Origin of the sequence: Pseudomonas sp. T1.Ur (assembly GCF_023516725.1) — a bacterium.
Taxonomy (GTDB): domain Bacteria; phylum Pseudomonadota; class Gammaproteobacteria; order Pseudomonadales; family Pseudomonadaceae; genus Aquipseudomonas; species Aquipseudomonas alvandae.
Map to the genome: position 1 here is coordinate 6,115,738 of NZ_JAMGSN010000001.1, position 25,618 is coordinate 6,141,355.

Annotated in this window: 20 protein-coding genes; 3 read left to right on the forward strand and 17 right to left on the reverse strand. The window is 61.0% G+C overall.

Annotation, left to right across the window (positions count from 1 at the left end):
- Positions 1 to 202: 202 nt before the first annotated feature.
- From M8Q45_RS27130 to betI, 11 genes are all read right to left on the reverse strand, one after another.
- Positions 203 to 1,381 (reverse strand): BaiN/RdsA family NAD(P)/FAD-dependent oxidoreductase, encoded by a 1,179-nt coding sequence (locus tag M8Q45_RS27130; protein WP_249877113.1) that lies wholly within the window; start codon positions 1,379 to 1,381, stop codon positions 203 to 205.
- A 211-nt stretch (positions 1,382 to 1,592) separates the two neighbouring features.
- Positions 1,593 to 2,930 carry an ATP-dependent RNA helicase DbpA gene (gene dbpA / locus M8Q45_RS27135; protein WP_249877399.1) on the reverse strand — a complete coding sequence of 446 codons (1,338 nt, stop codon included), beginning with the start codon at positions 2,928 to 2,930 and terminating at the stop codon, positions 1,593 to 1,595.
- A 447-nt stretch (positions 2,931 to 3,377) separates the two neighbouring features.
- Entirely contained in the window at positions 3,378 to 4,805 is a 1,428-nt protein-coding gene (gene mdtD, locus M8Q45_RS27140) for a multidrug transporter subunit MdtD (protein ID WP_249877114.1), read from the reverse strand.
- A 213-nt stretch (positions 4,806 to 5,018) separates the two neighbouring features.
- Positions 5,019 to 6,356, reverse strand: a complete 1,338-nt coding sequence (locus M8Q45_RS27145; protein ID WP_249877115.1) for a TldD/PmbA family protein — start codon at positions 6,354 to 6,356, stop codon at positions 5,019 to 5,021.
- On the reverse strand, positions 6,356 to 7,798 hold the full coding sequence (locus M8Q45_RS27150) for a TldD/PmbA family protein (RefSeq protein ID WP_249877116.1): 1,443 nt from the start codon (positions 7,796 to 7,798) through the stop codon (positions 6,356 to 6,358). The genes M8Q45_RS27145 and M8Q45_RS27150 overlap by 1 nt, the downstream gene beginning before the upstream one ends.
- Before the next feature lie 167 nt (positions 7,799 to 7,965).
- Positions 7,966 to 8,307, reverse strand: a complete 342-nt coding sequence (locus M8Q45_RS27155; RefSeq protein ID WP_249877117.1) for an AzlD domain-containing protein — start codon at positions 8,305 to 8,307, stop codon at positions 7,966 to 7,968.
- The gene (locus tag M8Q45_RS27160) at positions 8,304 to 9,029 is read right to left on the reverse strand and encodes an AzlC family ABC transporter permease (protein ID WP_249877118.1); all 726 of its coding nucleotides are present in this window, start codon (positions 9,027 to 9,029) and stop codon (positions 8,304 to 8,306) included. Before M8Q45_RS27160 ends, M8Q45_RS27155 begins: the two co-directional genes overlap by 4 nt.
- Positions 9,030 to 9,039: 10 nt before the next feature.
- Positions 9,040 to 10,032, reverse strand: coding sequence for a hypothetical protein (locus M8Q45_RS27165; protein WP_249877119.1), 993 nt, complete (start codon positions 10,030 to 10,032; stop codon positions 9,040 to 9,042).
- A gap of 188 nt (positions 10,033 to 10,220) precedes the next feature.
- Positions 10,221 to 11,921 carry a choline dehydrogenase gene (gene betA / locus M8Q45_RS27170; RefSeq protein ID WP_249877120.1) on the reverse strand — a complete coding sequence of 567 codons (1,701 nt, stop codon included), beginning with the start codon at positions 11,919 to 11,921 and terminating at the stop codon, positions 10,221 to 10,223.
- 218 nt (positions 11,922 to 12,139) lie between these two features.
- Entirely contained in the window at positions 12,140 to 13,612 is a 1,473-nt protein-coding gene (betB, locus tag M8Q45_RS27175) for a betaine-aldehyde dehydrogenase (RefSeq protein ID WP_249877121.1), read from the reverse strand.
- A 79-nt stretch (positions 13,613 to 13,691) separates the two neighbouring features.
- On the reverse strand, positions 13,692 to 14,312 hold the full coding sequence (gene betI / locus M8Q45_RS27180) for a transcriptional regulator BetI (RefSeq protein ID WP_030137836.1): 621 nt from the start codon (positions 14,310 to 14,312) through the stop codon (positions 13,692 to 13,694).
- A gap of 364 nt (positions 14,313 to 14,676) precedes the next feature.
- Between betI and M8Q45_RS27185 the strand changes: the two genes are divergently transcribed.
- Entirely contained in the window at positions 14,677 to 16,209 is a 1,533-nt protein-coding gene (locus M8Q45_RS27185) for a BCCT family transporter (protein ID WP_249877400.1), read from the forward strand.
- 296 nt (positions 16,210 to 16,505) lie between these two features.
- On the opposite strand, the gene choV is transcribed toward M8Q45_RS27185, so the two are convergent.
- From choV to M8Q45_RS27200, 3 genes are all read right to left on the reverse strand, one after another.
- A complete protein-coding gene (gene choV / locus M8Q45_RS27190; RefSeq protein WP_249877122.1) occupies positions 16,506 to 17,684 on the reverse strand; it encodes a choline ABC transporter ATP-binding protein in 1,179 nt (392 codons plus the stop codon).
- Positions 17,681 to 18,526 (reverse strand): choline ABC transporter permease subunit, encoded by an 846-nt coding sequence (gene choW / locus M8Q45_RS27195; RefSeq protein ID WP_249877123.1) that lies wholly within the window; start codon positions 18,524 to 18,526, stop codon positions 17,681 to 17,683. Before choW ends, choV begins: the two co-directional genes overlap by 4 nt.
- 71 nt (positions 18,527 to 18,597) lie before the next feature.
- Positions 18,598 to 19,545, reverse strand: a complete 948-nt coding sequence (locus M8Q45_RS27200) for a choline ABC transporter substrate-binding protein (RefSeq protein ID WP_249877124.1) — start codon at positions 19,543 to 19,545, stop codon at positions 18,598 to 18,600.
- Between the two features lie 434 nt (positions 19,546 to 19,979).
- Here M8Q45_RS27200 and M8Q45_RS27205 point away from each other — a divergent pair, with 434 nt between their 5' ends.
- Both M8Q45_RS27205 and gbdR read left to right on the forward strand, forming a co-directional pair.
- Positions 19,980 to 21,356 carry an L-serine ammonia-lyase gene (locus M8Q45_RS27205; protein WP_249877125.1) on the forward strand — a complete coding sequence of 459 codons (1,377 nt, stop codon included), beginning with the start codon at positions 19,980 to 19,982 and terminating at the stop codon, positions 21,354 to 21,356.
- Between the two features lie 633 nt (positions 21,357 to 21,989).
- Complete coding sequence (gene gbdR / locus M8Q45_RS27210) at positions 21,990 to 23,093, forward strand: choline metabolism transcriptional regulator GbdR (RefSeq protein WP_060740272.1); 1,104 nt, start codon at positions 21,990 to 21,992, stop codon at positions 23,091 to 23,093.
- Between the two features lie 162 nt (positions 23,094 to 23,255).
- Here gbdR and M8Q45_RS27215 read toward each other — a convergent pair whose 3' ends face one another.
- The 3 genes from M8Q45_RS27215 to M8Q45_RS27225 form a co-directional block, all read right to left on the reverse strand.
- Positions 23,256 to 23,516 (reverse strand): hypothetical protein, encoded by a 261-nt coding sequence (locus M8Q45_RS27215; RefSeq protein ID WP_217860522.1) that lies wholly within the window; start codon positions 23,514 to 23,516, stop codon positions 23,256 to 23,258.
- Positions 23,517 to 23,898: 382 nt separating this feature from the next.
- On the reverse strand, positions 23,899 to 25,062 hold the full coding sequence (locus tag M8Q45_RS27220) for a gamma-butyrobetaine dioxygenase (RefSeq protein WP_249877126.1): 1,164 nt from the start codon (positions 25,060 to 25,062) through the stop codon (positions 23,899 to 23,901).
- A gap of 18 nt (positions 25,063 to 25,080) precedes the next feature.
- Complete coding sequence (locus tag M8Q45_RS27225) at positions 25,081 to 25,557, reverse strand: thioesterase family protein (RefSeq protein WP_249877127.1); 477 nt, start codon at positions 25,555 to 25,557, stop codon at positions 25,081 to 25,083.
- Positions 25,558 to 25,618 lie beyond the last annotated feature (61 nt).

The window sequence follows — 25,618 nt, forward strand, 5'->3', positions numbered from 1 at the left end:
CACCAGACCCTGTGGGAGCGAGCCTGCTCGCGAAGGCCTGGAGCTGCCGAGCGAAGCGAGGCTGCGATCTTTCCCCAGACACTTGAGTCTCAAGCGAAAGATCAAAAGATCGTCCGAACGCGGCCCGAGCCTTCGGCAGCTCCTACAGAGCCAGCGGGAGCAAGCTCCCTCGCCACAAAAGCAGGTACAACATGGGGCGGGGTCAGACGTACTGCGCCGCCGCATACCCCGAAGCCCAGGCCCACTGGAAGTTGAACCCGCCCAGGTGCCCGGTGACGTCCAGCACTTCGCCAATGAAGTACAGCCCGGGGCTCTTCAACGATTCCATGGTCTTGGACGAGACTTCCCGGGTATCGACGCCACCCAGCGTGACTTCGGCGGTGCGGTAGCCTTCGGTACCGGCAGGGACGACGTTCCAGCTCGCCAGTTTCTCGGCAATGTCCGCCAGCTCGGCGTGGGTGTATTGCTTCATGGGTTTGGAGACGAACCAGGTGTCGGCCAGCAGGTTGGCCATTTTCTTGGTGAACAGCTCGCCCAGCAGCGTTTTCAATTCGCTGTTGGGGCGTTCGGCTTGTTGCTGCTGCAGCCATTGCGGCACGTCGTGGTCGGGCAACAGGTTGATCTGCACCGTGTCCCCTGGTTCCCAGAACGAGGAAATCTGCAGGATCGCCGGGCCGCTCAGGCCGCGGTGGGTGAACAGGATGTTCTCGCGAAAACCCTGGCTATTGCAGCTCACCAGGCAATCCACCGAGGTGCCCGACAGTTCGGTGCACAGCGTCTTGAGCTGGTCGGTAATGGTGAATGGCACCAGCCCGGCGCGGGTTGGCAGCAACTCATGGCCAAACTGCTTCGCCACCTGATAACCGAAGCCGGTTGCCCCGAGGGTCGGAATCGACAGCCCGCCGGTAGCAATGACCAGGGACTGGCAGGCGAGGGCGCCGAGGGTGGTTTGCAGCAGGTAGCCACCGTCGGTCTTTTCGATCTGCTCGATCGAGGTGTCCAGGTGCAGGTTGACGCCGGCCTGGTCGCATTCGTCCAGCAGCAGGCCGAGGATGTCGCTGGACTTGTTATCGCAGAACAATTGGCCGAGTTTTTTCTCGTGATAGGGCACGCCGTGCTTGGCCACCAGCGCGATGAAATCCCACTGGGTGTAGCGGGCTAGCGCCGATTTGCAGAAGTGCGGATTCTGCGAAAGGAAATTGCCTGGCTCGGTGTACATATTGGTGAAATTGCAGCGCCCGCCGCCCGACATGAGGATTTTCTTGCCGGCCTTGTTGGCGTGGTCCAGCAACATCACCTGCCGCCCGCGCGCGGCCGCGGTCAGCGCGCACATCAACCCCGCGGCGCCAGCGCCAATGATCACGACTTCGGTAGAGCGCAAAACGGTGTCCTCAATTTCGATGGTCGGCTGGGTATGGAGCTTTTGTGGCGAGGGAGCTTGCTCCCGCTGGGCTTTGTAGGAGCTGGCGAAGCCTGCGATCTTTCGCTCCCGACTCAATTGGCTGCGAAAAGATCGCAGCCTCGCTTCGCTCGGCAGCTCCTACAAGCCCAGCGGGAGCAAGCTCCCTCGCCACAGAGTGAATCAACTGGAATCAAAGGATCCGCACCCGCAACGACCGACCCTTGATCTTGCCGTCGTTCAAGCGCTGCAAGGCCTGTTTGGCGATCCCGCGTTCCACGGCCACGTAGGCCTGGAAATCGAAGATCGCGATCTTGCCGACCTGGGCGCCAGGGATGCCGGCGTCGCCGGTCAGGGCACCAAGGATGTCGCCGGGACGAACCTTGTCCTTGCGCCCGGCGCCGATGCACAGGGTGCTCATGGCCGGCAGCAACGGACCGCCGCCCTGGGGCTTGAGGTTATCCAGTTGGTCCCAGCTCAGCGGCGACTTCTGCAGTTGCTCGATAGCCTGGGCGCGGTGGGCTTCGGACGGCGCCACCAGGCTGATGGCGATGCCTTTCTCACCGGCGCGGCCGGTACGGCCGACACGGTGGATATGGATTTCCGAATCCCGGGCCAGTTCGACGTTGATCACCATGTCCAGGGCATCGATGTCCAGGCCGCGGGCCGCCACGTCGGTGGCCACCAGCACCGAGGTGCTGCGGTTGGCGAACATCGCCAGCACCTGGTCGCGGTCGCGTTGTTCAAGGTCGCCGTGCAGGCCGACGGCGGAGATGCCCTTGGCCGTCAGGTGGTCGACGGTTTCCTGGACCTGCTGCTTGGTGAAGCAGAACGCCACGCAAGAAGCCGGACGGAAATGCGCCAGGACCTTGACCACCGCGTCCATGCGTTCCTCCGGCGAGATTTCGTAGAAACGCTGCTCGATCTGCGCGTCGGAGTGCAGTGCTTCGGCCTTCACCTGCTGCGGGTCACGCATGAACTTGGAGGCTAGCTGCTTGATGCCCACCGGGTAGGTGGCGGAGAACAGCAGTGTCTGGCGGCGCTCCGGGGTCTGCTGGATGATGTCTTCGATGGCGTCGTAGAAGCCCATGTCGAGCATGCGGTCGGCTTCGTCGAGAATCAGTGTGTTCAAGCCGTCGAGCACCAGCGAGCCCTTGCGCAGGTGCTGCTGGATGCGCCCCGGCGTGCCGACGATGATGTGGGCACCGTGTTCGAGGGAAGCGATCTGCGGGCCGAAGGACACGCCGCCGCACAGGGTCAGGACCTTGATGTTGTCTTCGGCGCGGGCCAGGCGGCGGATTTCCTTGGCAACCTGGTCGGCCAGCTCGCGGGTCGGGCACATCACCAGGGCCTGGCAGCCAAAATAGCGCGGGTTGATCGGGTTCAGCAGACCGATGCCGAAGGCGGCAGTCTTGCCGCTGCCGGTCTTGGCCTGGGCGATCAGGTCCATGCCCTTGAGGATCACCGGCAAGCTTTGCGCCTGGATCGGCGTCATCTGGGCATAACCGAGTGATTCGAGGTTAGCCAGCATGGCGGCGGACAGCGGCAAAGTATTAAAAGCGGTGGCAATGGTGGTCACGGGACTGGCCTGCAAAACAAAATGTCGCGCAGTGTAGCAGCCTCGTGCCACTTTCTTCGAAAGATCTGGACGAGCTGTGGCGCAGTTCCGAAGTGGGCGAATTCCCTGTGGCGAGCGAGCTTGCTCCCGCTGGGCTCCGTAGGAGCTGGCGAAGCCTGCGATCTTTTGATCTTGATCTTGATCTTGATCTTGATCTTGATCTTGATCTTGATCTTGATCTTGATCTTGATCTTGATCTTGATCTTGATCTTGATCTTGATCTTGATCTTGATCTTGATCTTTCGCTCTTGACTCAATGGGCAGGGGAAAGATCGCAGCCTCGTTGCACTCGGCAGCTCCTACGCAGCTCCTACGCAGTTCCTACACAGTGCCAACTCCGGCGGGAGCAGGTTCCCCCCGTTAATGCTCGATATGCTCATCCGGCCGTTTGACCCGCCGCCCATCCTGCTTCGACAACTGGGAAAAAATCGTCGCCGCGAGCATCGCCATGATGCCCACCGTCACGAAGGTCAACTGGAATGCGCCCAGCACCGTGTCCACGCCATCGTTGCCAACCTGGGCCGTGAAGCCGCCAAGTAGCGCGCCGGCGCAAGCCACGCCCAGGCTCAGGGACAGTTGCGCCACCACCGACAACAAGCTGTTGCCGCTGCTGGCGCTGGCGTCGTCCAGGTCGATCAGCGTCACGGTGTTCATCGCGGTGAATTGCAGCGAGTTGATCGCCCCCAGCACCGCCAGATGCGCCAGCAACAGCCAGTACGGCGTCTGCTCGCTAACCAGGCCCATGCTCGCCAGCATCACGCCCAGTGCCAGCGTGTTGCCGGTAAGGATGATGCGATAGCCGAAGCGTTCGATCAGCGGCCGGGCCACGGATTTGGCGACCATCGCCGCGGCCGCCAGTGGCAGCATGCTCATTCCCGCCTGGGACGGCGAATAACCCAGGGCGACTTGCAACAGCAATGGCACCAGGAACGGCAGGGCGCCGCTGCCCAGGCGGGCGAACAGGTTGCCGAGGATGCCCACCGCGAAAGTCCGGGTCTTGAACAGTGACGGTGGGAACAGCGCGTTCTCGACGTGCCCGGCCCGCAACCAGTACGCCGCCAGGCAGGCCATGCCGCCGAACAGCAGCAACATTACGCGCAGGTGCGGCAGGTGCAATTCACCCAGGCCTTCCATGGCAATGGTGATCAGCACCATCGCCGCGCCAAACAGCAAAAAGCCCAAGCCATCGAAACGCGTGCGCTCGGTGCCGCGCAGGTCTGGAATGAACTTCCAGACTGCATAACAGCCGATCACACCCACCGGCAGGTTGATGATGAAGATCCAGTGCCAGGTCATGTATTCCACCATCCAGCCGCCCATGGTCGGACCGATCAGCGGGCCGAGCAGCCCGGGGATGGTGATGAAGCCCATGATCCGCACCAGTTCCGAGCGTGGATAGGCCCGCAATACCACCAACCTGCCCACCGGCAGCATCAACGCCCCGCCCAGGCCTTGGACGACACGGGCGCCGACCAGCATGCTCAACGAACTGGACAAGGCGCAGAGCAAGGAGCCGAAGCTGAACAACAGGATCGCACCGAAGAAAATCTTCTTGGTGCCGAAGCGGTCGGCGATCCAGCCCGACGCCGGGATCAGCAGCGCCACGGTGAGCATGTAGGCAATGATCACACCCTGCATGCGCAGCGGGTTTTCCGCCAGGTCACTGGCCATGGCGGGCAGGGCGGTGTTGAGGATGGTCCCGTCGAGGGACTGCATGAAAAAGGCAATCGCCACGACCCACGGGAGCCAGCGGGCGGTGACGGCGTCAAGCGGGGCGCGGTTGGGCATGGGACCTCTTGTTTGGAGTGTTGATCAGGAACAGGTGGTGCTGTTGTGGCGAGGGGATTTATCCCCGCTGGGCTGCGAAGCAGCCCTTGGAACTATCACCTAGGTGTATCAGGAAGGTTGTATTTGGCTTCCTTTTGGGGGCGCTTCGCGCCCCAGCGGGGATAAATCCCCTCGCCACAAGTAATCCCTTTACAGGTTTGCGTAGGGTCGGATTTACAGGGTCAAGGTCAACCGCTTGACCAACGCCCCCGGCAACAACATCGAGGCCGTGGCCCGTTGGCTGTAGGTGCTGGCCGAAAGCAGAAGTTCCCGCTCCCGGGTCAGCGCTTCGAGCTGCGAGCCCAGCAGGCTGTAGACGCTGTCGTCGAAACGCATGGTGCTGACCGGTGCCTGGATCTGGCCGTTCTCGACCCAGAACGTGGCGAAGCGGGTCATGCCGGTCAAGCGTGCCGCCGGTTGGTCCGAGTAGTTCAGGTACCACAGGTTGCTGATGTACAAGCCAGTGCCGAGCTCCTCAAGAATGTGCCGCTGCTCGAGATGGCCTTCTTTCATGTCCAGCGCCGTGGGGTATTCGTAGCTGCTGGCGCCATTGGCGGTGAGGCCATATTCGGCGGCGCTGCGGGAGTTGACCAGCCGTGCATTGGCCGTGCCCTTGGCAATCAGCGTCAAGTCGTCGCGGGGATAACCTTCGTCGGAAAACGCCGGGCTCAAGGAACCGCTGACCTGTTCGGTCAGCCACACGTTGGGGCTGAAGTGGGCTTCGCCGGCGTAGAACTTCTGCAGCGGGCTTTGCTTGCTGGCAATTGCCCGGGCGGAAAAACCGCCCCAACTGAGCATGCCCATGATCTCTTCCAAGGCGGCCGGCGCCAGATAAGCGCGATATTCGCCGGGCGGCAGCGTGCGCTGCGGGCGGCCGAGAAATTCCAGTTGCTCGCGAGCCTGCTCGAAGCGCCGGGCGAATCCCTCGCTGCTCCATTCATGCCCGGCGTAGCTGGCCTTCACCGCCTGGCCGCTCTCATGGAACAGGCTGAAGTCGAAGTTGAAACTGTTGGCCTGGTGCCAGCCGAATGCGCCTGAAGAACTGGCGAAACCACGGCTGATGGGCCCCGCAGCATAGAACCCGACCAGATCCAGGCCTTCGGCTGCGCGGCTGATTTCAGCGACGGCCTGCTCCGTTTCGGGCAGTGGATGGGCCTGCACGTTGTCGCTGCGCCAGTGATTATGGTTGAGCAGCAGGTAGGGATCGGCAGGCAACAGCGGCAAGGTTTCGCGCAGTTGCCGTAGCCCTTCGGCCAAGCGTTGCAGGTCGGTCTCGGTGTCACCGGACAAGGTGATCTGCAAATCGGCATGACGGCCGTCGTTGATCAATTTGAAACTGACATTGGCCTGCTGCACCTGGCCGGCCTGGCGGACCTTGCCGTGGTTGAAGCGCACGAAGGCCGAAGACTCGGCGGCGTAGCCGAGGGTGAATTGCTCAGGTTCGTGCAACGCATCGCGCAGCCAATCGACCAACGCCTTGAACGTCCCCGCTTGATTGTTGACAGTGCCCATCAGGCGTCTCCCCCAAACACATCCACATGGCTGAACACACAGGCCGGCGACGCATGGCCGACGCGGATGACCTGGTTCGGTTCGCCCTTGCCGCAGTTCGGCGTGCCCAGGACCTGGGACGTGCTCGCATCGCCGACGGCCCTCAGGCTTTTCCAGAATTGCGCGGAAATGCCCCGGTAGTTGGGGTTCTTCACCACGCCCTTGAGCTCGCCGTTCTCGATCAACTGGCCCCATTCGCAGCCGAACTGGAATTTGTTCCGGGCATCGTCGATGGACCAGGACCGGTTGGTGCGCATCAGCACGCCGTGCTCGATACCCTGGATCAGTTGCTCCAGGGATTGGTCGCCGGGTTCGATGTTCAGGTTCGCCATGCGGTCGATGGGGGGCCGGTTCCAACCGCAGGCGCGGCTGTTGGCGACACCGTCGAGGCCTGCGCGGAACTGCGACAGCGCCCCGCCCAATGGACGCAACAGCAGCCCTTCACGAATCAGGAACTGCTTGCTGGCGGCGCTGCCGTCATCGTCATGGCTGTAGCTCGCCAGTTCTTCGGGAATGTCCGGGTCGAAGGTCACGTTCAATAGGCTGGAGCCGTATTGCAGGTGACCGAAATCGCTGGTCTTGACGAAGCTGGTGCCGGCGTAATTGCGCTCATCCCCGAGGATGCGGTCCAGCTCCAGCGGATGGCCGATGGATTCGTGAATCTGCAGCATCATCTGGTCGGGCATCAGCAGCAAGTCGCGTGGGCCTTGTGGCGTGTTGGGCGCCATCAGCAACTGCAAGGCCTGGTCGGCAATCCTCGGGCCGGCGCCGATCAGGCCGCAACGGCTGATCACATCGAAGCCGCCTTGCTGGCCGAAATTCTCCCGGCCCAGGGTGCGGGTCTGGCTGTCATGCCCGTCGAACGCGGTGACATCCAGGGCCGGGTAGATGAAGCGTTGGGCCTGGCGCAATTCAGCGCCGGCACTGTTGAGGTAGATCTGCTCGACCTGGGTCAGGCCGATGCTGGCCTGCCAGTTCACCAGCCGTTCGTCGGCGGGCACCGAAGCCGATTCGTCGCCGAGCAGTTGGTAGCAATCGCTCAGCGGAGGGAAGGCCTGGTCGAAATGTGGCGAGAAGTAGTCGGCGCGGTCGCTGGACACCGCTTGCTCGCGCAGGTCGAGCAGGGCGTGGGGCTTGAGCCGACGAGCGTGTTGCTCGGCGCGTTCCAGTGCCGCCTGCAGGCCTGCCTGGGACAGATCATTGGTGGCCGCGTAGGCCTCGACGCCGTTGACCCGCACGGTGAGCATCGCCCCTTCATCACGGTTGAGACTGGGCGGTTCGGCGACGTTCTTGCGCACCGACAGGTGCTGGCCGGACTCACGGACATAACGCAGGGAAAAGAATTCAGCGCCCGTGCGCAAGGCAGCAAACCGCTGCTTGAGCTGGGGATGGAAGTCGAACATGAAACCTCCTTGTCTGGAGTGGCGATGCAGCGAGGTGCGGCGCATTGACGCGGTGGCTCTAGAGTAGGCCTGGGGCGGGGGAGGGATCAAGAAGAGGTCGAACACGATACCTTGGCGCGGGAATAAACCCTCGCCAAAGGTATTTGTATGCTTGGTCGGTATCGAGGCTAATGGAGGTAAAGGAGCGCGGCGAGGTAAGCCAGCAGACAGGCGAAGAAACTGGGCAGTATTCTTTTTGTTTTTATGACCACGACAAAGGCTAACGACAACAGGACCAGTTTCACCCCATCGAGCGTCTGGAACTCCTGCACAAGGCTTAACGCATCGCGTTTATCGAAGGCGGTGTCATAGACGATGACGCCCAGCATCGCTTGTGCGCTGTAGCTGATGAACCGATACAACGACCCCTCTGTCTGCGTGAGTGCCGCGCTGTTCTTGAAGACAAACGGCAGGCCGCGAAAAGCGAAGGCGCAAAGCGCCGAAAAAATGATCAGGAGCCAGAGCGTCATGAGGATTTGGTCTCCCTGGCCTTGCGTCGGTTCTCCACCAGCACCATGGCGGCTCCGATGACAAACGGCGTCAGGAGCAGGCTGTAGTCCTTGAAGATCAGAACCAGCAATGGCGCGCCGATGAACCCTAGCCAATAGCTCGATACTTCGGTGTAATGAGGCCAGTGCTTCCCTGCCAGAGCCGTGAATTGGAGCGGCAGCAACATCGCCATGGCCGCATAGACGATCGGTGACGCGAGCTCTGCACCGACTATGAAACCGATACACGTGCAGATGATCGACACGACGAATATGGGCAGCCCGACACCGACCATGTAACTGAAGGGGTAGTCTTTTCGATGTTTCAGGCGGGTCATGAACGCCGTAAAGATCGACGGGGTGATCAGAATCAATGAGGCGGTGATTTTTGCGGTGGAGGTGTTTCTGATGTGCGGTGCTATCGCCGCCGAGAGCAAGACGAACCTGGCGTTGAGTACGATAATGATTGGAACCAGCAACCAGCCATCATGTGGGTTTTGCACGAGCAAAAACTGCAGTGGCGTGGAAAAAATCAATAACGTCGTCGCCAGGGTCTGGCTCCAGGACAGTGCTTGCGTGGCACCGAGGATACCAATCGATAAATACAGAAAAACGAACGCGATACCAAAGGTAATGGCATCGCGAGCGCCTTCTTTGAAGACCCTGCGCGGCAATGGGTTTGTCGGCTGTATATCGGCAGTCATGGGTTGTCCTCTATGACGCCAGGCTTTCGTCCAGCGGGTAATAGTATTTTCTGGGGCCTTTGCTGCGAAATAACAGGCGTGGTGTCGTGCTGAGGGTCGGTGTAGCCGAGTGTTTGCGAGCCGTGTCGACACTGATGTTTAGCGTCGGTCGGGCATGCAGGATCTTGTGGTTGGCCATGATCAGGAAGGTGCCCGTTTGCGCCGTAGATACGTGATGCCTGGCGTGGGCGATTCCGGCCCGCATTTTGTCCAGGACGTGTTGCCCACCATTGAGCGCGCGCATGCGTTCGCCGCAGTGCTGGTCAATACGAAAGTCCAGCGAAAACTGATAGCCGTAAAGTGGGTCATAAGTGACGATGTTGCGAATTCGTTCCTTGAAACCATTCACGTTTTTACCGGAAGTAAATATTGCTTGCATAGTGAGCAGCGTTTCCAGTTCGTCGTCACTGAGATTGTCGATCAGATCGCGAGGGAAGTAATAAGTCGTCGGTGTATGGGTAGTATCGCGACATACTGTCAACGCCAAATAATCAATATGCATATTTTCATACAGGTCGTCGGAGTGCGGCGTGATATCTCCGTAGCCATTACCCCATTCTTTGTATTGCTCTGCCGATGGTTTTAGATAGAGCGCCTTGTGCTCCTCATAGTCATATTTGATATCGGTCAGGTAGAACAGCTCTGCCAGCGCTTCGTGTGCGGCAAGTGCCAGCTTTGGGGAGTCCAGCCTGAAGATATTCTTGATGCATACCGCTGCCACACCTTCATCGGCCAGGCCTACCTTATCGAAGTACAACGTGTCTTCGCTGCGCAGGTAAGTTTGGAAAAAGCTCAGCAATTGAAATTTAAGTACATGGGTGGGTTGATGATTATTCCTCATCCACCATGATTCAATGGCACCGTTCAAGTAACCAAAGTCAAGGTTGATACAGGTTTCTTTATTTATCCGTTCACGAAAATCGTCGACGGCAGACGAAGCGTCGGCCGTATTTTTGGTCTTCAACTACTGCAATCCTGACTGTATTGATAAGGGCGCGGATAGTAGGGAGGGGCGGTCAACTTGGCAATTTTATATATGTTGCCGAATATTATCGCTGCTGGGTCGGGAGGGCGACCGGCGATTGAAAAAAACATGCACAAAAAACCGTCATTTAATGAGAGTTGGCGGTTTTTTGTGCATGTCGAATGTTACTAAGCAGAGTTGCTAACCTCACGCATTGGCTTGCCCTTGACCGGCGCATCACCGGCCACGTAGTACGGTGCGGTGCTGCGCGGCAATGGCTTGCGCCCACGGATCTTGTCGGCGATTTTCTCGGCCATCATGATCGTCGGCGCGTTGAGGTTGCCGGTGGTGATGATCGGCATGATCGAGGCGTCGACTACTCGCAGCCCTTCCATGCCATGCACGCGGCCTTCGCCGTCCACCACGGCCATGTCATCGGTGCCCATCTTGCACGAGCAGGACGGGTGGAACGCGGTTTCGGCGTGCTCGCGGATGAACTGGTCGAGTTGCTCGTCCGTCTGCACGTCGATGCCCGGGCTGATCTCGCGGCCACGGAAGGCATCGAGCGCCGGTTGTTGCATGATCTCGCGGGTCAGGCGGATGCCGTCGCGAAACTCTTGCCAGTCCTGCTCGGTGGCCATGTAGTTGAACAGGATGCTCGGGTGCTGGCGCGGGTCCTTGGACTTGGCCTGGATCCGACCACGGCTTGGCGAGCGCATGGAACCCATGTGCGCCTGGAAACCGTGCTCTTTCACGCCATTGCTGCCGTTGTAGTTAATCGCCACCGGCAGGAAGTGGTACTGGATGTTCGGCCATTCGAAATCCGGGCGGGTGCGGATGAAACCGCCGGCCTCGAACTGGTTGCTGGCGCCGATGCCGGTGCCGTTGAACAGCCACTCGGCACCGATGGCCGGCTGGTTGTACCAGAGCAGCGACGGGTACAGCGAGACCGGTTGCGTGCAGGCGTATTGCAGGTACAGCTCCAGGTGATCCTGCAGGTTTTCACCCACGCCCGGCAGGTCGTGGACCACCGTGATGTCGAGATTCTCCAGCAGCTTGGCCGGGCCAACGCCGGAACGCTGGAGGATCTGCGGCGAGGCGATGGCGCCGGAGCACAGCAGCACTTCCTTGCGGGCACGGGCTTCGACGCGCTCTTCAGCGGCGCCCACCAGGTAGCGCACGCCGACCGCACGCTTGCCTTCGAACAGGATCTTGTCGGTCAGGGCATGGGTAACGATCGTCAGTGTCGAGCGCTTCTTGGCGATGTCCAGGTAACCGCGGGCGGTACTGGCGCGCCGACCGTTGGGCGTGACGGTACGGTCCATCGGGCCGAAACCTTCCTGTTGGTAACCGTTGAGGTCGTCGGTACGCGGGTAACCAGCCTGCACGCCGGCTTCGACCATGGCGTGGAACAATGGGTTGTTGCCGGCCTTGGGCGTGGTCACGCTGACCGGGCCTTCGCCGCCGTGGTAATCGTTCGGGCCGATGTCACGGGTTTCGGCCTTGCGGAAATACGGCAGGCAATCGAGGTAGGTCCAGTCTTCCAGGCCGGGCAGCTTGGCCCAGTTGTCGTAGTCCAGGGCGTTGCCGCGGATGTAGCACATGCCGTTGATCAGCGAAGAACCGCCCAGGCCCTTGCCGCGACCGCACTCCATGCGGCGGCCGTTCATGTGCGGCTCCGGATCGGTTTCGTAGGCCCAGTTGTAGCGTCGGCCCTGGAGAGGAAATGCCAGGGCGGCGGGCATTTGTGTGCGGAAGTCGAGGCGATAGTCCGGGCCGCCGGCTTCGAGCAGCAGGACGGTGACGCCTTCGTCTTCGGTCAGGCGGGTGGCCAGGGTATTGCCGGCCGAGCCGGCACCGATGATGATGTAATCGAATTCTTGGGACATGAAATGCACCCTCTTTTTGAGTTGGGTTCAGGTCGCGTTCTGTGTAGGCGCTGTGTAGGAGCTGCCGAGTGAAACGAGGCTGCGATCTTTCCCCAGACAATTGAGTTCAGAGCGAAAGATCAGGATCAAAAGCTCGCAGGCTTCGCCAGCTCCTACAGAGCCCAGCGGGAGCAAGCTCCCTCGCCACAAAAGCCCCCAGCCTCAGGTCCGGTGTCAGATCAGAACACTGAGGCGTAATCGCCCATCTCGACCTGCACCGACTTGATGCGGGTGAAGTTGTTCAGCGAGCTGATCCCGTTCTCCCGGCCCACGCCCGATTGCTTGTAGCCACCGACCGGCATTTGCGCCGCCGATTCGCCCCAGGCGTTGATCCAGCAGATGCCCGCTTCGAGCTGGTGGATCACGCGGTGGGCGCGGTTGAGGTCGCGCGTCACCACGCCGGCGGCCAGGCCGAAGTCGGTGTCGTTGGCGCGGCGGATCACCTCTTCTTCGGTGTCATAGGTGAGGATGCTCATCACCGGGCCGAAGATTTCTTCACGCACGATGGTCATCTCATCGGTGCAGTCGGTGAACACGGTCGGGGCGACGAACGCGCCCTTGGCGAACTCGCCTTCGGTCAGGCGACCGCCGCCGCACAGCAAGCGCGCGCCTTCGGCTTTGCCTTTCTCGATGTAGCCCAGCACGCTTTCCATGTGGGCGAAGCTCACCAGCGGGCCGAAGTTGGTGTTTTCGTCTTCAGGGTTACCGACGCGGATGCGCGCCACGCGCTCGGCGATCTTGGCTTCGAAGGCAGCCTTCAGGTGGCTCGGCACGAACACCCGGGTGCCATTGGTGCAGACCTGACCGGAGCTGTAGAAGTTGGCCATCATCGCGGTGTCGGCGGCGCGATCCAGGTCGGCGTCGTCGAAGATGATCAGCGGCGACTTGCCGCCCAGTTCCATGGTCACGTCCTTGAGCGATGAGCTCGAAGCGCTGGCCATGACCTTCTTGCCGGTGTCGGTGCCGCCAGTGAAGGAGATCTTCTCGATGCGCGGGTGCTCGGTCAGCCAGGTGCCGACTTCGCGACCGCTGCCGGTCAGCACGTTGAACACGCCCGCTGGAACGCCGGCCTCGGTGTAGATTTCGGCCAGTTTCAGGGTGGTCAGCGAAGTGACTTCGCTTGGCTTGAAGATCATCGCGTTACCGGCAGCCAGGGCCGGGGCGGATTTCCACAGGGCGATCTGGATCGGGTAGTTCCACGCGCCGATACCGGCGACCACGCCCAGGGGCTCGCGGCGGGTGTACACGAAGGAAGTGGTGCGCAGTGGAACCTGCTCGCCTTCGATGGCCGGCACCAGGCCTGCGTAGTATTCCAGCACGTCGGCGCCGGTGACGATGTCGACGTATTTGGTTTCGGAGAACGATTTGCCGGTGTCCAGGGTTTCCAGGGCGGCCAGTTCATCGTTGCGCTCGCGCAGGATGTCCACGGCGCGGCGCAGGATGCGCGAGCGTTGCATGGCGGTCATGGCGGCCCAGACTTTCTGGCCTTTTTCGGCGCTGACCACGGCACGCTCGACGTCCTCGAACGTTGCGCGCTGCACCAGGGCGAGTACTTCACCGTTGGCCGGGTTGATGGCTTCGAAGGTGGCGTCGCCGCTGGCATCGCTGTACGCGCCATCGATGTAGAGTTTTTGCAGTTCGAAACGGGCCATAAAGTCCTCGCAAGTGCATAAGTGGTTGGCTGAGCACCGAGCGTGTCGTTCATAGCTGACTACGCGCTGCGGTGGCGGTTCAGGTGGCGAGCGATTCTGTGTGCTCTGGCATTCCTGACTTGGCCAGTTGGAAATCCATGTATTCGTAAGCGATCTGGTGTGCCTGGGCGGTATCGAACGCGTCTCCCGACAGCGCCCCGCGCAGCCACAAACCGTCAATCAGCGCGGCCAGGCCCCGTGCCGCGCTGCGCGCCTGGTCAACAGGCAACACGCGGCGGAACTGGCAACACAGGTTGGAATACAGACGGTGATCGTTGATCCGCTGCAACCTGTGCAAAGACGGGTGGTGCATGCTGGTGGCCCAGAAGGCCAACCAGGTTTTCATCGCCGGGCCATTGACCTGGCTGGCGTCGAAGTTGCCTTCGATGATCACCTTCAGGTGAGCTCGCGGGCTCGAGTCCGTCAGCGCTTGGCGACGCGCGGTGACGTTCTCGCTCAGGACACTCATCAGGTACTGCGCCGTGGCGGCGATCAGGCCATTCTTGTCCTGAAAGTAGTGACTGATGATGCCGTTCGAAACGCCGGCCAAACGGGCGATCAGCGCAATGCTGGCGTCCCCCATTCCGACCTGATCGACCGCCTGCAAAGTGGCTTCGATCAACTGCTGGCGGCGGATGGGTTGCATACCGACCTTGGGCATCTGCAAATCTCCTTAGGCCATCGGGCGGACGAGTTCGGTCCGCCTTCATGAGGGCCAGTCTATTTTGTTTTGATTGAACGTTCAATCAACAAAGAATAAGCTCTGCGACAATTCGTCGCGATTTACCGAAAATTCCTACGCGTAAATGGCGCGGAAGCGAGACATCAAGGACCCAAGACCCGCGCATGACGGGGGCGAGGGCTCCAAGGGTGTCTTTATAACACCCGCCGGTCGGCTGCCCACTCACCGATTGGTCGGGTATCGCGTTGCCTTGTCCTTCTCTCGCACTGCCTGGAGCATCCGTGCAATGAGTTCTGCCTTGCTAATAAAGACCCCACCGCAAAAGGTGACGGTCAACGGTTGGGTGTTCTACACCTCCACCGCGCTGATCCTGCTGCTCACCGCCATATTGATCATTGCGCCACAAGAGGCCGGCCGGTTGCTCGGCATTGCCCAGGCATGGCTGTCCCGCAGCTTCGGCTGGTACTACATGGTGGTGATCGCCGCCTACCTGGTGTTCGTGGTGGGCCTGGCGCTTTCCTCCTACGGCAAGCTCAAGCTGGGCAGCAAGCACGACACGCCGGACTTCAGCTACGGCGCCTGGGCCGGGATGCTGTTTTCGTCGGGCATCGGCATTTCCCTGCTGTATTTCGGCGCGTCCGAGCCGCTGGACCATTACTTCAACCCACCTGAGGGCGTGGCCGGCAGCCAGATGGCCGCGCGCCAGGCCGTGCAGTTGACGTTCTTGCACTGGGGCCTGCATGGCTGGGCGATCTATGCCCTGGTGGGCCTGGCCGTGGCGTATTTCGCCTACCGGCACAACCAACCGCTGGCGCTGCGCTCGGCCTTGTATCCATTGGTGGGCGAGCGCTGGGTCAAGGGCGCGGCGGGTCATGCAGTAGACGGTTTCGGCATGTTCGTCACGTTGCTGGGGCTGGTGACCAACCTGGGGATAGGTTCGCTGCAAGTCGCGTCCGGGCTGGAAAACCTGTTCGGCATCGAGCACAGCAACACCAACCTGCTGATCGTGATCATCGTGATGAGCACCGTGGCGACCATCGCCGCTGTCTCGGGCGTGGAAAACGGCATTCGCCGGCTGTCCAACCTGAACATCGTGTTGTTCAGCGGCTTGCTGATCTTCGTGTTGTTGTTCGGTCCGACCCTGCACCTGCTCAACGGTTTCGTGCAGAACGTCGGTGACTACCTCAACGGCGTGATTCTCAAGACGTTCGACCTGTATGTATATGTCGACGACAGCGCCAAGTCCGACCGCTGGCTGGGCCTGTGGACCCTGTTCTACTGGGCATGGTGGATTTCCTGGGCGCCTTTCGTCGGCATGTTCATCGCGCGGATTTCCCGTGGCCGTACCGTGCGCGAACTGGTGGCGGGCGTGTTGCTGATTCCCCTGGGCTTTACATTGGCGTGGCTGTCGATCTTCGGTAACTCGGCCCTGGACCTGGTGATGAACCAAGGGGCGGTGGAACTGGGCAAGACGGCGCTGACGCAGCCGTCCATGTCGATCTATCAACTGCTGGAATATTACCCGGCCTCGAAAGTCGTGATCGGCGTGTCGATCTTCGTCGGTTTCGTGTTGTTCCTGACCCCGGCTGACTCCGGCGCGGTGATGATGGCGAATCTTTCGTGCAAGGGCGGCAGTGTCGATGAAGATGCACCACACTGGTTGCGGATTTTCTGGTCGGTGGTCATCACACTGGTGACCGTTGGCCTGTTGTTCGCCGGTAACTTCGAGGCGATGCAGACCATGGTGGTGCTGGCCGGATTGCCGTTCTCGGTGGTGCTGGTGGTCTTCATGTTCGGGCTGCACAAGGCCATGCGCCAGGATGTGCAGGCCGAGCAGGAGCGGGCGGAGTTGGCGGCGCTGCGGGCCTATAGCTGACCCTCTGCCTGGCCCAGCTTTTGTGGCAGAGGGGCTTTTGTGGCGAGGGAGCTTGCTCCCGCTGGGCCTGTAGGAGCGGTGTAGAACCTGTGTAGGAGCTGCCGAGTGCAACGAGGCTGCGATCTTTTCCCCAGCCACTTGAATCCCAAGCGAAAGATAAAAAGATCGCAGGCTTCGCCAGCTCCTATAGAGTCGAGCGGGAGCAAGCTCCCTCGCCACGGGATAGGGTTTCAACGCTTGTCGTGCACACGCAAAAACGCCGCGATCATCTCGCGGCGTTTTTGTCTGCGTGGGGCTTAGCCCAGGTTCTTGCCGAGCAGTGCGTGGTACAGCTCGCTGTCACCGAGGATGCCGACGACTTTCTGGTTGTCATGCAGCACCAGCTTGTTGCCGGTCTGGTAGCGGATCTGCAAGGCGTCGCGCATGCCGATGTTCGAATCCACCAGCGTCGGGCGGCGGCCCAGGCCTTCGACGGCTTGGCCCGGCGCCCAGTTTTGCAGGTCCAGCACCGCGCCGTTCTGCCGGGCACCCTTGATGGTGTTGCCTTCGGCCAGGTCGAGCCAGGAGTCACCGCCCGGGTCCAGGCATACCGAACCGTTGATGCGCTTGCAGTTGTCCAGGGTGCGCATCAGGCTGCGACCGCAGAGGACGTTGAGCGGGTTGGTATGGGCAACGAACGTGCGCACATAGTCGTCCGCCGGGTTCAACACGATCTGTTCCGGCTTGCTGTATTGGATGATCCGGCCGTCTTTCATGATCGCGATACGGCTGCCCAGCTTCAGGGCTTCGTCGAGGTCGTGGCTGACGAACACGATGGTCTTGCTCAGCTTGCGTTGCAGCTCCAGCAGTTCGTCTTGCAGGCCTTGGCGGATCAGTGGGTCGAGGGCCGAGAACGGTTCGTCCATCAACAGGATGTCGGCGTCCATCGCCAGGGCGCGGGCCAGGCCGACCCGTTGCTGCATGCCACCGGACAATTCGTCGGGCTTCTTGTTGCGCCACTGGGTCAGGCCCACCAGCTCAAGCTTCTCATCCACCAGCTTCTTGCGTTCCTTCTCCGGTCGGCCCTGCATTTCCAGGCCGAAACTGATGTTCTCGCGCACCGTCAGCCAAGGCATCAGGGCGAACTTCTGGAACACCATGGCGATGCGCTTGGTGCGCATCATCTTCAGTTCGGCGGGGCTGCAGGAGGCGATGTCGATCTGGCGGCCTTCGTGCTCGACGAACAGCTTGCCGCGACTCACGGTGTTCAAGCCGTTGATGCAACGCAGCAGGCTGGATTTGCCGGAACCGGACAGGCCCATCAACACGCAGATCTCGCCTTTTTCGATGTCGAGGCTGGCCTTTTCCACGCCGACGATCTGCCCGGTCTTCTTCAGGATTTCGTTGCGGGTCATGCCCTTGTCGAGCAGCTTGAGGGCTTCGCGTGGATCTTTGGCAAAGATCACGTCGACCTCTTCGAAGCGGATTATGCTCATGCGTCACCCCCTACTTTGGCGTCGGGTTGTTTGCAGATTCGGTCGAGCATGATCGCCAGCAATACGATCGCGAGGCCGGCTTCGAAGCCCAGGGCGATATCAGCGGTGTTCAGTGCGTTGACCACGGGTTTGCCCAGGCCGTCGGCGCCCACCAGTGCCGCGATTACCACCATCGACAACGACAGCATGATGCACTGGGTGATACCGGCCGCGATGCTCGGCATCGCATGGGGCAGTTCAATGCGCGACAGGAGCTGGCGACGGGAGCAGCCGAAGGCTTTGCCGGCGTCCATCAGTTCGTCCGGTACGTCGCGGATGCCCAGGTAGGTCAGGCGGATGGGCGCGGCAATCGCGAACACCACCGTGGAGATCAGGCCCGGGACCACACCCAGACCGAAAAGGGTCAGGGTAGGAATGAGGTAAACGAAGGTCGGTACGGTCTGCATCAGATCGAGCACCGGACGCATCATCGTGTAGAACATCGGCTTGTGCGCGGCAACAATGCCCAGCGGCACGCCGATCAGTACGCAGACCAGGGTCGCGAACAGCACCTGGGCGAGGGTCTCCATGGTCTCTTGCCAGTAACCCAGGTTGAGGATCAGCAAGAAGGACGCGATGACGAAAACGGTCAGGCCCCATTTGCGCTGGATGAAGTGCGCCAGTAGCGCGATGAGGCCGATAAGCACCAGTGGATTGAACCAGGTCAGCGCAAACGTCACGCCGTGAATCATCGTTTCCAGGAACAGCGCGATTGCGTCGAAAGTGTTGGCGCCGTTTTGCGTCAACCATTCGACAAAGCCCGCGATGTACTGGCCCAAGGGTATTTTCTGATCAATAAGCATGGTAGTGAACGTCCGCATGCAAGGGAATAAACAGCCCGGGCGAGCGAACCCGCCCGGCATAACATAAGCAGTTATTGCGCAAGCTTGGCTTTCACGGCGTCCAGGCCAGGTTTACCGTCAATGGTGGTCACGCCAGCGAGCCAGGTATCGAGCACCTGTGGATTTTTCTTCAGCCAGGCCTTGGCGGCGGCCTCGGGTTTCATCTTGTCGTCCAGCACATTGCCCATCAGCGTACTTTCCATGTCGACGGTGAATTCCAGGTTCTTCAACAGTTGGCCGACGTTGCTGCATTCCTGGCTGTAGCCCTTGCGGGTGTTGGTCGCCACGGTGGCGGCACCGAAATCCGGGCCGAAGAAGTCGTCGCCCCCGGTCAGGTATTGGATCTTGAAGCGGGTATTCATCGGGTGCGGCGCCCAGCCGAGGAACACCACGTCGGTCCCGCGCTTGGAGGCACGATCGACCTGGGAGAGCATGCCGGCCTCACTGGACTCGACGACCTTGAAGCCCGCGTCCTTCAGGCCGAAGGCGTTCTTCTCGATCATGCTCTGGATCAGGCGGTTGCCGTCGTTGCCCGGTTCGATCCCGTAGATCTTGCCGTCGAGCTCTTTCTTGAATTTAGGGATGTCGGCGAAATCGTGCAGGCCTTTGTCATACAAGGCCTGGGGAACGGCGAGGGTGTATTTGGCACCCTTGAGGTTGGTGCGCACGGTTTCCACGGTGCCGGCTTCGCGATAGGCCTTGATGTCGTTTTCCATGGTCGGCATCCAGTTGCCGAGGAACACGTCCATGTTCTTGCCATCGGCCAGGGACTTGTAGGTCACCGGCACCGAAATCATCGTGGTCTTGGTCTTGTAGCCGAGGGCATCGAGCACCACGCTGGTGGTGGCGGTGGTTACGGTGATGTCGGTCCAGCCGACATCGGAGAAGTTGACGGTGCTGCATTGAGCGGGCTCTGCAGCGTTGGCCAGCATTGGAAGACTCAGCATGGCGGCCAACAACAACGGCTTGGAACCTTTCATGGGTGGACTCCTGGTGTTTTATTGGCAGTGTCCGGTCGGGACAACCGCGCTTTTTTGCTTTTTTTAAGTTGCGGTTGGTGGCGCGTGAGCACGCTTTGTGACACGCGGCCTTGCAAACGAGCCGTAACCGATCATGTACCAGTGCAAATCCGACGCCTACAGGGTGAGTCGTATCCAGTACAGGGAGGGTCGCATCCAGTGTTGGTGACGTCGTTTACAGATTTTTTCGGCCCTCGGCTGGCTTCTGACACGCAAAAAAACGTCGTAAAACCTGGGCGACAAGGACGCGGCGCTGGTGGGCATGATTGCGTCGGTGTCAGACGTCGAAAGCCCATTCAAAAGCCGGATGATGCGGCCATCCCGGCGTTGAGCGTAGCAGCTCCGCCACCGGGCGCTCCTGCGCCCGGATGTGACCGTTCTGGAGATTCAAGGCAATGGCAATCAGCGTATTCGACCTGTTCAAGATTGGTATCGGCCCATCCAGTTCCCACACCGTGGGGCCCATGCGCGCTGCGGCGCTGTTTATTGAAGCGTTGCGCGCGAAGTCGCTGCTGCACGAGGTGCGCCGGGTCGAGGTGCAGCTGTTCGGTTCGTTGTCGGCCACCGGCATTGGCCACGGCAGCGATACCGCCACGATCATGGGGTTGATGGGTGAATGGCCCGACTCGATCGACCCGTCGCAAATCGGCGCGCGCATCGAACTGCTGCGCGAGACCGAGACCCTGTTGCTCGATGGTCGCCTGCCGGTGCCTTTCGTCTGGTCCCGGGACATGCGCCTGCTCGACGAAAACCTGCCGTTCCACCCCAACGCGATGACGCTGGTGGCCGAGGGCGACAACGGCGAGCTGCACCGCGACACCTACTATTCAGTCGGCGGCGGATTCGTCGTCGACCAGGCCCAGGCCTCCAGCGGCGTGATGGACCTGGACACCACCGAGTTGCCCTACGATTTTTCCAGCGCCGAAGAACTGCTCGGGTTGTGCCGCACGCACAATTTGCGGGTGGCTGAACTGATGATGGCCAACGAGAAGGTCTGGCGGTCGGAAGAGGAGATTCGCAGCGGCCTGATGAAGCTCTGGCGGGCCATGCAGAGTTGCGTGGAGCAGGGCCTCAAGCATGAAGGCATCCTGCCGGGCGGCTTGAATGTGCGTCGGCGGGCGGCCAAATTGCACCGCAGCCTGCAAGAGCTGAACAAACCGAACGTGATTGGCTCGACCCTGAGCGCCATGGAGTGGGTCAACCTGTTCGCCCTGGCAGTCAACGAGGAAAACGCCGCCGGTGGGCGCATGGTCACGGCGCCGACCAATGGCGCGGCGGGAATCATTCCAGCGGTGCTGCATTACTTCATGAAGTTCAGCGAGGCGGTCACCGACGCCAACGTCGTGGATTATTTCCTCGGCGCGGCGGCGGTGGGGATCCTGTGCAAGAAGAACGCCTCAATCTCGGGTGCCGAAGTGGGCTGCCAGGGTGAGGTCGGCTCGGCCTGCGCCATGGCGGCGGCGGGCCTGGCGGAAATCCTCGGGGCCACGCCGGAGCAATTGTGCAACGCCGCGGAAATCGGCCTGGAACACAACCTCGGCCTGACCTGCGACCCAGTCGGTGGCCTGGTGCAGGTGCCGTGCATCGAGCGCAACGCGATCGCCGCGGTGAAAGCCATCAACGCAGCACAAATGGCCTTGCGCGGTGATGGCCAGCATTTCATCTCCCTGGACCGGGTGATCCGCACCATGCGCGATACCGGTGCCGACATGCACGACAAATATAAAGAGACATCGCGGGGCGGGCTGGCGGTCAGTGCGGTGGAGTGCTGATTTGTAGGCGCTGCCGAGCGAAGCAAGGCTGCGATCTTGTCCCTGGCAATTGAATCTCAAGCGAAAGGTCAGCAGCAAAAGATCGCAGGCTCCTGGCGATGGTGTAGGAGCTGCCGAGTGCAACGAGGCTGCGATCCTGCTTCTGACAATTGAGTCGCAAGCGGACGATCAACATCAAAAGATCGCGGGCTTCGCCAGCTCCTACAGAGCATGAAAACCGCTCGTAAAATGAACACCGCTATAAAAACACGCCACCTTTTAGCGCGTCGCAAACAGATAAGGCGTGACTTGGCGGTCACGCCCTCGGGCGCCGCGCTACCGTCCGTCCCCGCGCTTGCGGTGACAACCATCGCGCAAACGGCGCAGCCCAGTTACCACAAGTGCTACCGATCTGCTCACAGCCCGCTGCGGCAGGCCCCTGCGGCCCTTGATGGCACTTATAACCCAGCCTCGACAGGCCCCTTATATAGACAGGCCGGCATGTCGTTTTCAGGAGTTATTGAACGCGTATTCAAATTTAGGCATGGCAATTGCTCTATCCCGATAAAGCCCCGTCTCACGCAAGAGAACGATGGGCAATAACAAGAGCCTCCGCCTGAGGCCATCACCCGCTTTGTGTGAGGAGATACCGCGATGACGACGTCCAACTCCGGGGCCCAACCCCAGAACCGTGCGCCTCAATCCATCGGCTTTCTGCTGCTGGACAATTTCACGCTGATTTCCCTGGCGTCCGCGGTGGAACCGCTACGCATGGCCAACCAACTGTCCGGTCGCGAGCTGTATCGCTGGACTACCCTGACCGTCGATGGCGGCCAGGTCTGGGCCAGTGACGGTTTGCAGATCACGCCGGACGCCTCTATGCACAAGGCGCCGCCCCTGGACACGGTCATCGTCTGCGGCGGCATCGGCATCCAACGCACGGTTACCCGTGAACATGTTTCCTGGCTGCAAAGCCAGGCCCGTCAGTCCCGTCGCCTTGGCGCGGTCTGCACCGGCAGTTGGGCCCTGGCCTGCGCCGGCCTGCTGGACGGTTTCGATTGCAGCGTGCACTGGGAATGCCTGGCGGCGATGCAGGAAGCCTTTCCACGGGTGTCAATGAGCACGCGGCTGTTCACCCTCGACCGCAACCGTTTCACCAGCTCCGGTGGCACCGCGCCGCTGGACATGATGCTGCACCTGATCAGTCGCGATCACGGTCGCGAGCTGTCGGCGGCAATCTCCGAGATGTTTGTCTACGAGCGTATCCGCAATGAGCAGGATCACCAGCGCGTGCCGCTCAAGCACATGCTGGGCACCAACCAGCCGAAGCTGCAGGAAATCGTCGCGCTGATGGAGGCCAACCTCGAAGAGCCGATCGACCTGGACGAACTGGCGGTGTACGTCGCCGTGTCCCGGCGCCAGCTGGAGCGCCTGTTCCAGAAGTACCTGCATTGCTCGCCGTCGCGCTATTACCTCAAGCTGCGACTGATTCGGGCGCGGCAACTGCTCAAGCAGACGCCGATGTCGATCATCGAAGTGGCCTCGGTGTGCGGCTTCGTCTCCACCCCGCACTTCTCCAAGTGCTACCGCGAGTACTTCGGCATTCCGCCACGGGATGAGCGCGTCGGTTCCAACACCACGCAACAGGTGGCGATGATGCCGTTGCCGCAGGCGCTGGTGCTGTCGCCGCTGTCCGGCCCGTTGTCGGCGCTGAGCCAGGCGCGCAATGAGTCGACGTTTGCCAGCGTGAGGCTCTAAGACCTCCGGCTTTTGTGGCGAGGGAGCTTGCTCCCGCTGGGCCTGCAGGCGCTGTGTAGGAGCTGCCGAGCGAAGCGAGGCTGCGATCTTTCTCCAGACACTTGAGTCTCAAGTGAAAGATTAAAAGATCGCAGGCTCCGCCAGCTCCTACAGAAACCAGGGTCAGCTATGGTTCTGCTGGTATTGCGTCAACGCTGGCAGCAGTTGCTTGTCGATCGCCTGGCGCACGGCCGGAAGGATGGTCGCGCTGCTGGTATACATCTCCTTGACCATCCGCCGCAGTTCATTGGCGCGAGCCCTGTCCAAGCCGCGCACGGCACACTCACAGGCCTGCTCGGCCGTCGAGCCGCTGGGAATCTGCAACCCCAGGGCCTTGAGATGGCCCAACAGGTCTTCCTGGTCGATCAAATCGGCGTACATCATGACGCTTTTCCTTGTTCAGGGATTGGGGTCGTGTCTCGATTCTGGTAGCCACCCGAAGCGGCGGCAAGGGCAAATCGTCGTTCTGTCATGAATGACTATGAGCGCGTCGTTTTCGGCTAACTCGCCGGGCCCTGGACTGGGCACACTGGCCCCAAGCTGAATCACGATGGTTTGGTCACCCTCGCGCAACAGCTCCTCCAGTAACGCTCCTGCCCCGATCCTGTCACGGCTTGATCGGGGATTTTTTTGTCTGTGTGAACCTGGGGAAAGTGCGTTGTTTGATCGGGCGCTATCGCGAGCAAGCTCGCTCCCACAGGGGGGCTGTGTCGTTCACAAAATCTGATGTGGGAGCGAGCTTGCTCGCGATGAACGATGACGCGGTTTACCTTTGCAACACCAGAATCCGCGACAACAGTTCATCCCGATCCACATAACACCCCTGGAAATGCCGCGCCCCGGTCGCCGGGTCGAAGGCGTTGCGCGCGTGGAGGGTGCGGCGGTTGTCGAAGCACCACAGTTGCCCGGGTTCGAGCCGCTGTACCAGGCGAAAGCGTGGTTCGCGGGTCAGCGCGATGAAGCGGCGATAGGCGCGATAGAGCCTGGGCATCTGCTCGACCGAGGTATCGAACGGCCCACGCAGGAAGTTCGCCATGCGGATTTCCGAGACTTGCCCGAGGGCGTCCAGGGCAATGATCGGCGCCAGGCAGCGGTAGTCGCTGTGGCGGTCCTTGTTGCGAAACTCCACCGGGGTCTGACACAGCGCATCGAAGGCTTCGGGATCTTCCTGGCGCAGCGCTTCGGCAATGGCGAAGCCGTCGACGAAAATACTTTCGCCACCCACGGCGTCGTTCACCAGGCAATGCAGGAACTGCAACCCCGGCTGCAACTCTCGTGTCGGCAGGTCGCTGTGCAATGGCAGGTTGAAAGCGGTGTAGGCGTTGCTGTCGGCGTCGGCCTTGGATTGCACGTTGAACAGCACACCGAAATTGCTCTCGCGAATGAAGGAAATGCGTTGGGCGATCTGTTTCAGCGAGCCGGGTTCGGTGGGCACGCCGCGTACTTGGGTCAGGCCGATGTCGCGTACCGCCAGCAGCCATTGCAGCAGCGCGCCGGCGTCCTCCATCAGTGCCTGGTAGTCGAACACCGGCAGTTGCAGGTCGTGCTGCCAGAGGTGTCGTTGCGGCTTGCTTGCCAGGCGCTCGGCCCTGGATTGCTCGTCATAGGCGTGGGCGCGCAGCCAGCCCGGGTCGAATTGGCTCTGGTGGCCGTCCTGCCAGGCCACGCACAGGCGCCCTTGATCATCGACGCGGATTTCACCGGGCGCCAAGTCTTCGGGCACATCGACGATTTCCAGGACTTGCTCACGGGTGACGCTGTAGACGCATTGCTGGCAAGGGCAGTTGTCGCGCAGCCACTGGAGATGAAAGGGGCTGAGGCGACCATCGGCCCAAGTGACGTGAACCCGATCGGCCAACGGTGTCGCAGCGGTCAACGCGTGGACCAGGGGATAGCTGCGGAAGTCGGCAATTGCGGCGGCGGTATGCATGGCGATCTCCTCGGGATTTTATCGGGCGGGGGGCAGTGCGATGACTCGACCGATATAGGCCGGCGTCGGCAAATCGGATTGGCTGTCGAGCAGGGCTTTGAGTGTGCCCAGGGTCTGTTCGGTGAACGGCGCGGAGCGTGGCCCCGCCAGATCGACGTGCAGCAGCATCTGCTCGTTGCCGGCCAGCTCTTTGTCGCCGCCCGCCAGGTGCAGGCTGTGATAGAGATGCAGGCGCTTGGCGTCGTGGCCAATGATGTGCGTGTGAACCTCGACATCGGCGCCGAGCTTCACTTCGTGCAGGTAGTTCAGGTGCAGCTCAAGGGTGAACAGGGAATGACCGCTGGCTTCGCGGTTCTGGCTGTCCAGGCCGAGGCGGTCCATCAGCGCGTCGGTGGCGTAGCTGAAGATCAGCAAGTAGAACGCGTCGCGCAAATGGCCGTTGTAGTCGACCCATTCGGGGAGGACGCGGGTTTGGTAGGTGGTGAGGGTGGGCATGTTGGACTCCACGGATCGTCGCTGATGTACACAATTGTGGCGAGGGAGCTTGCTCCCGCTG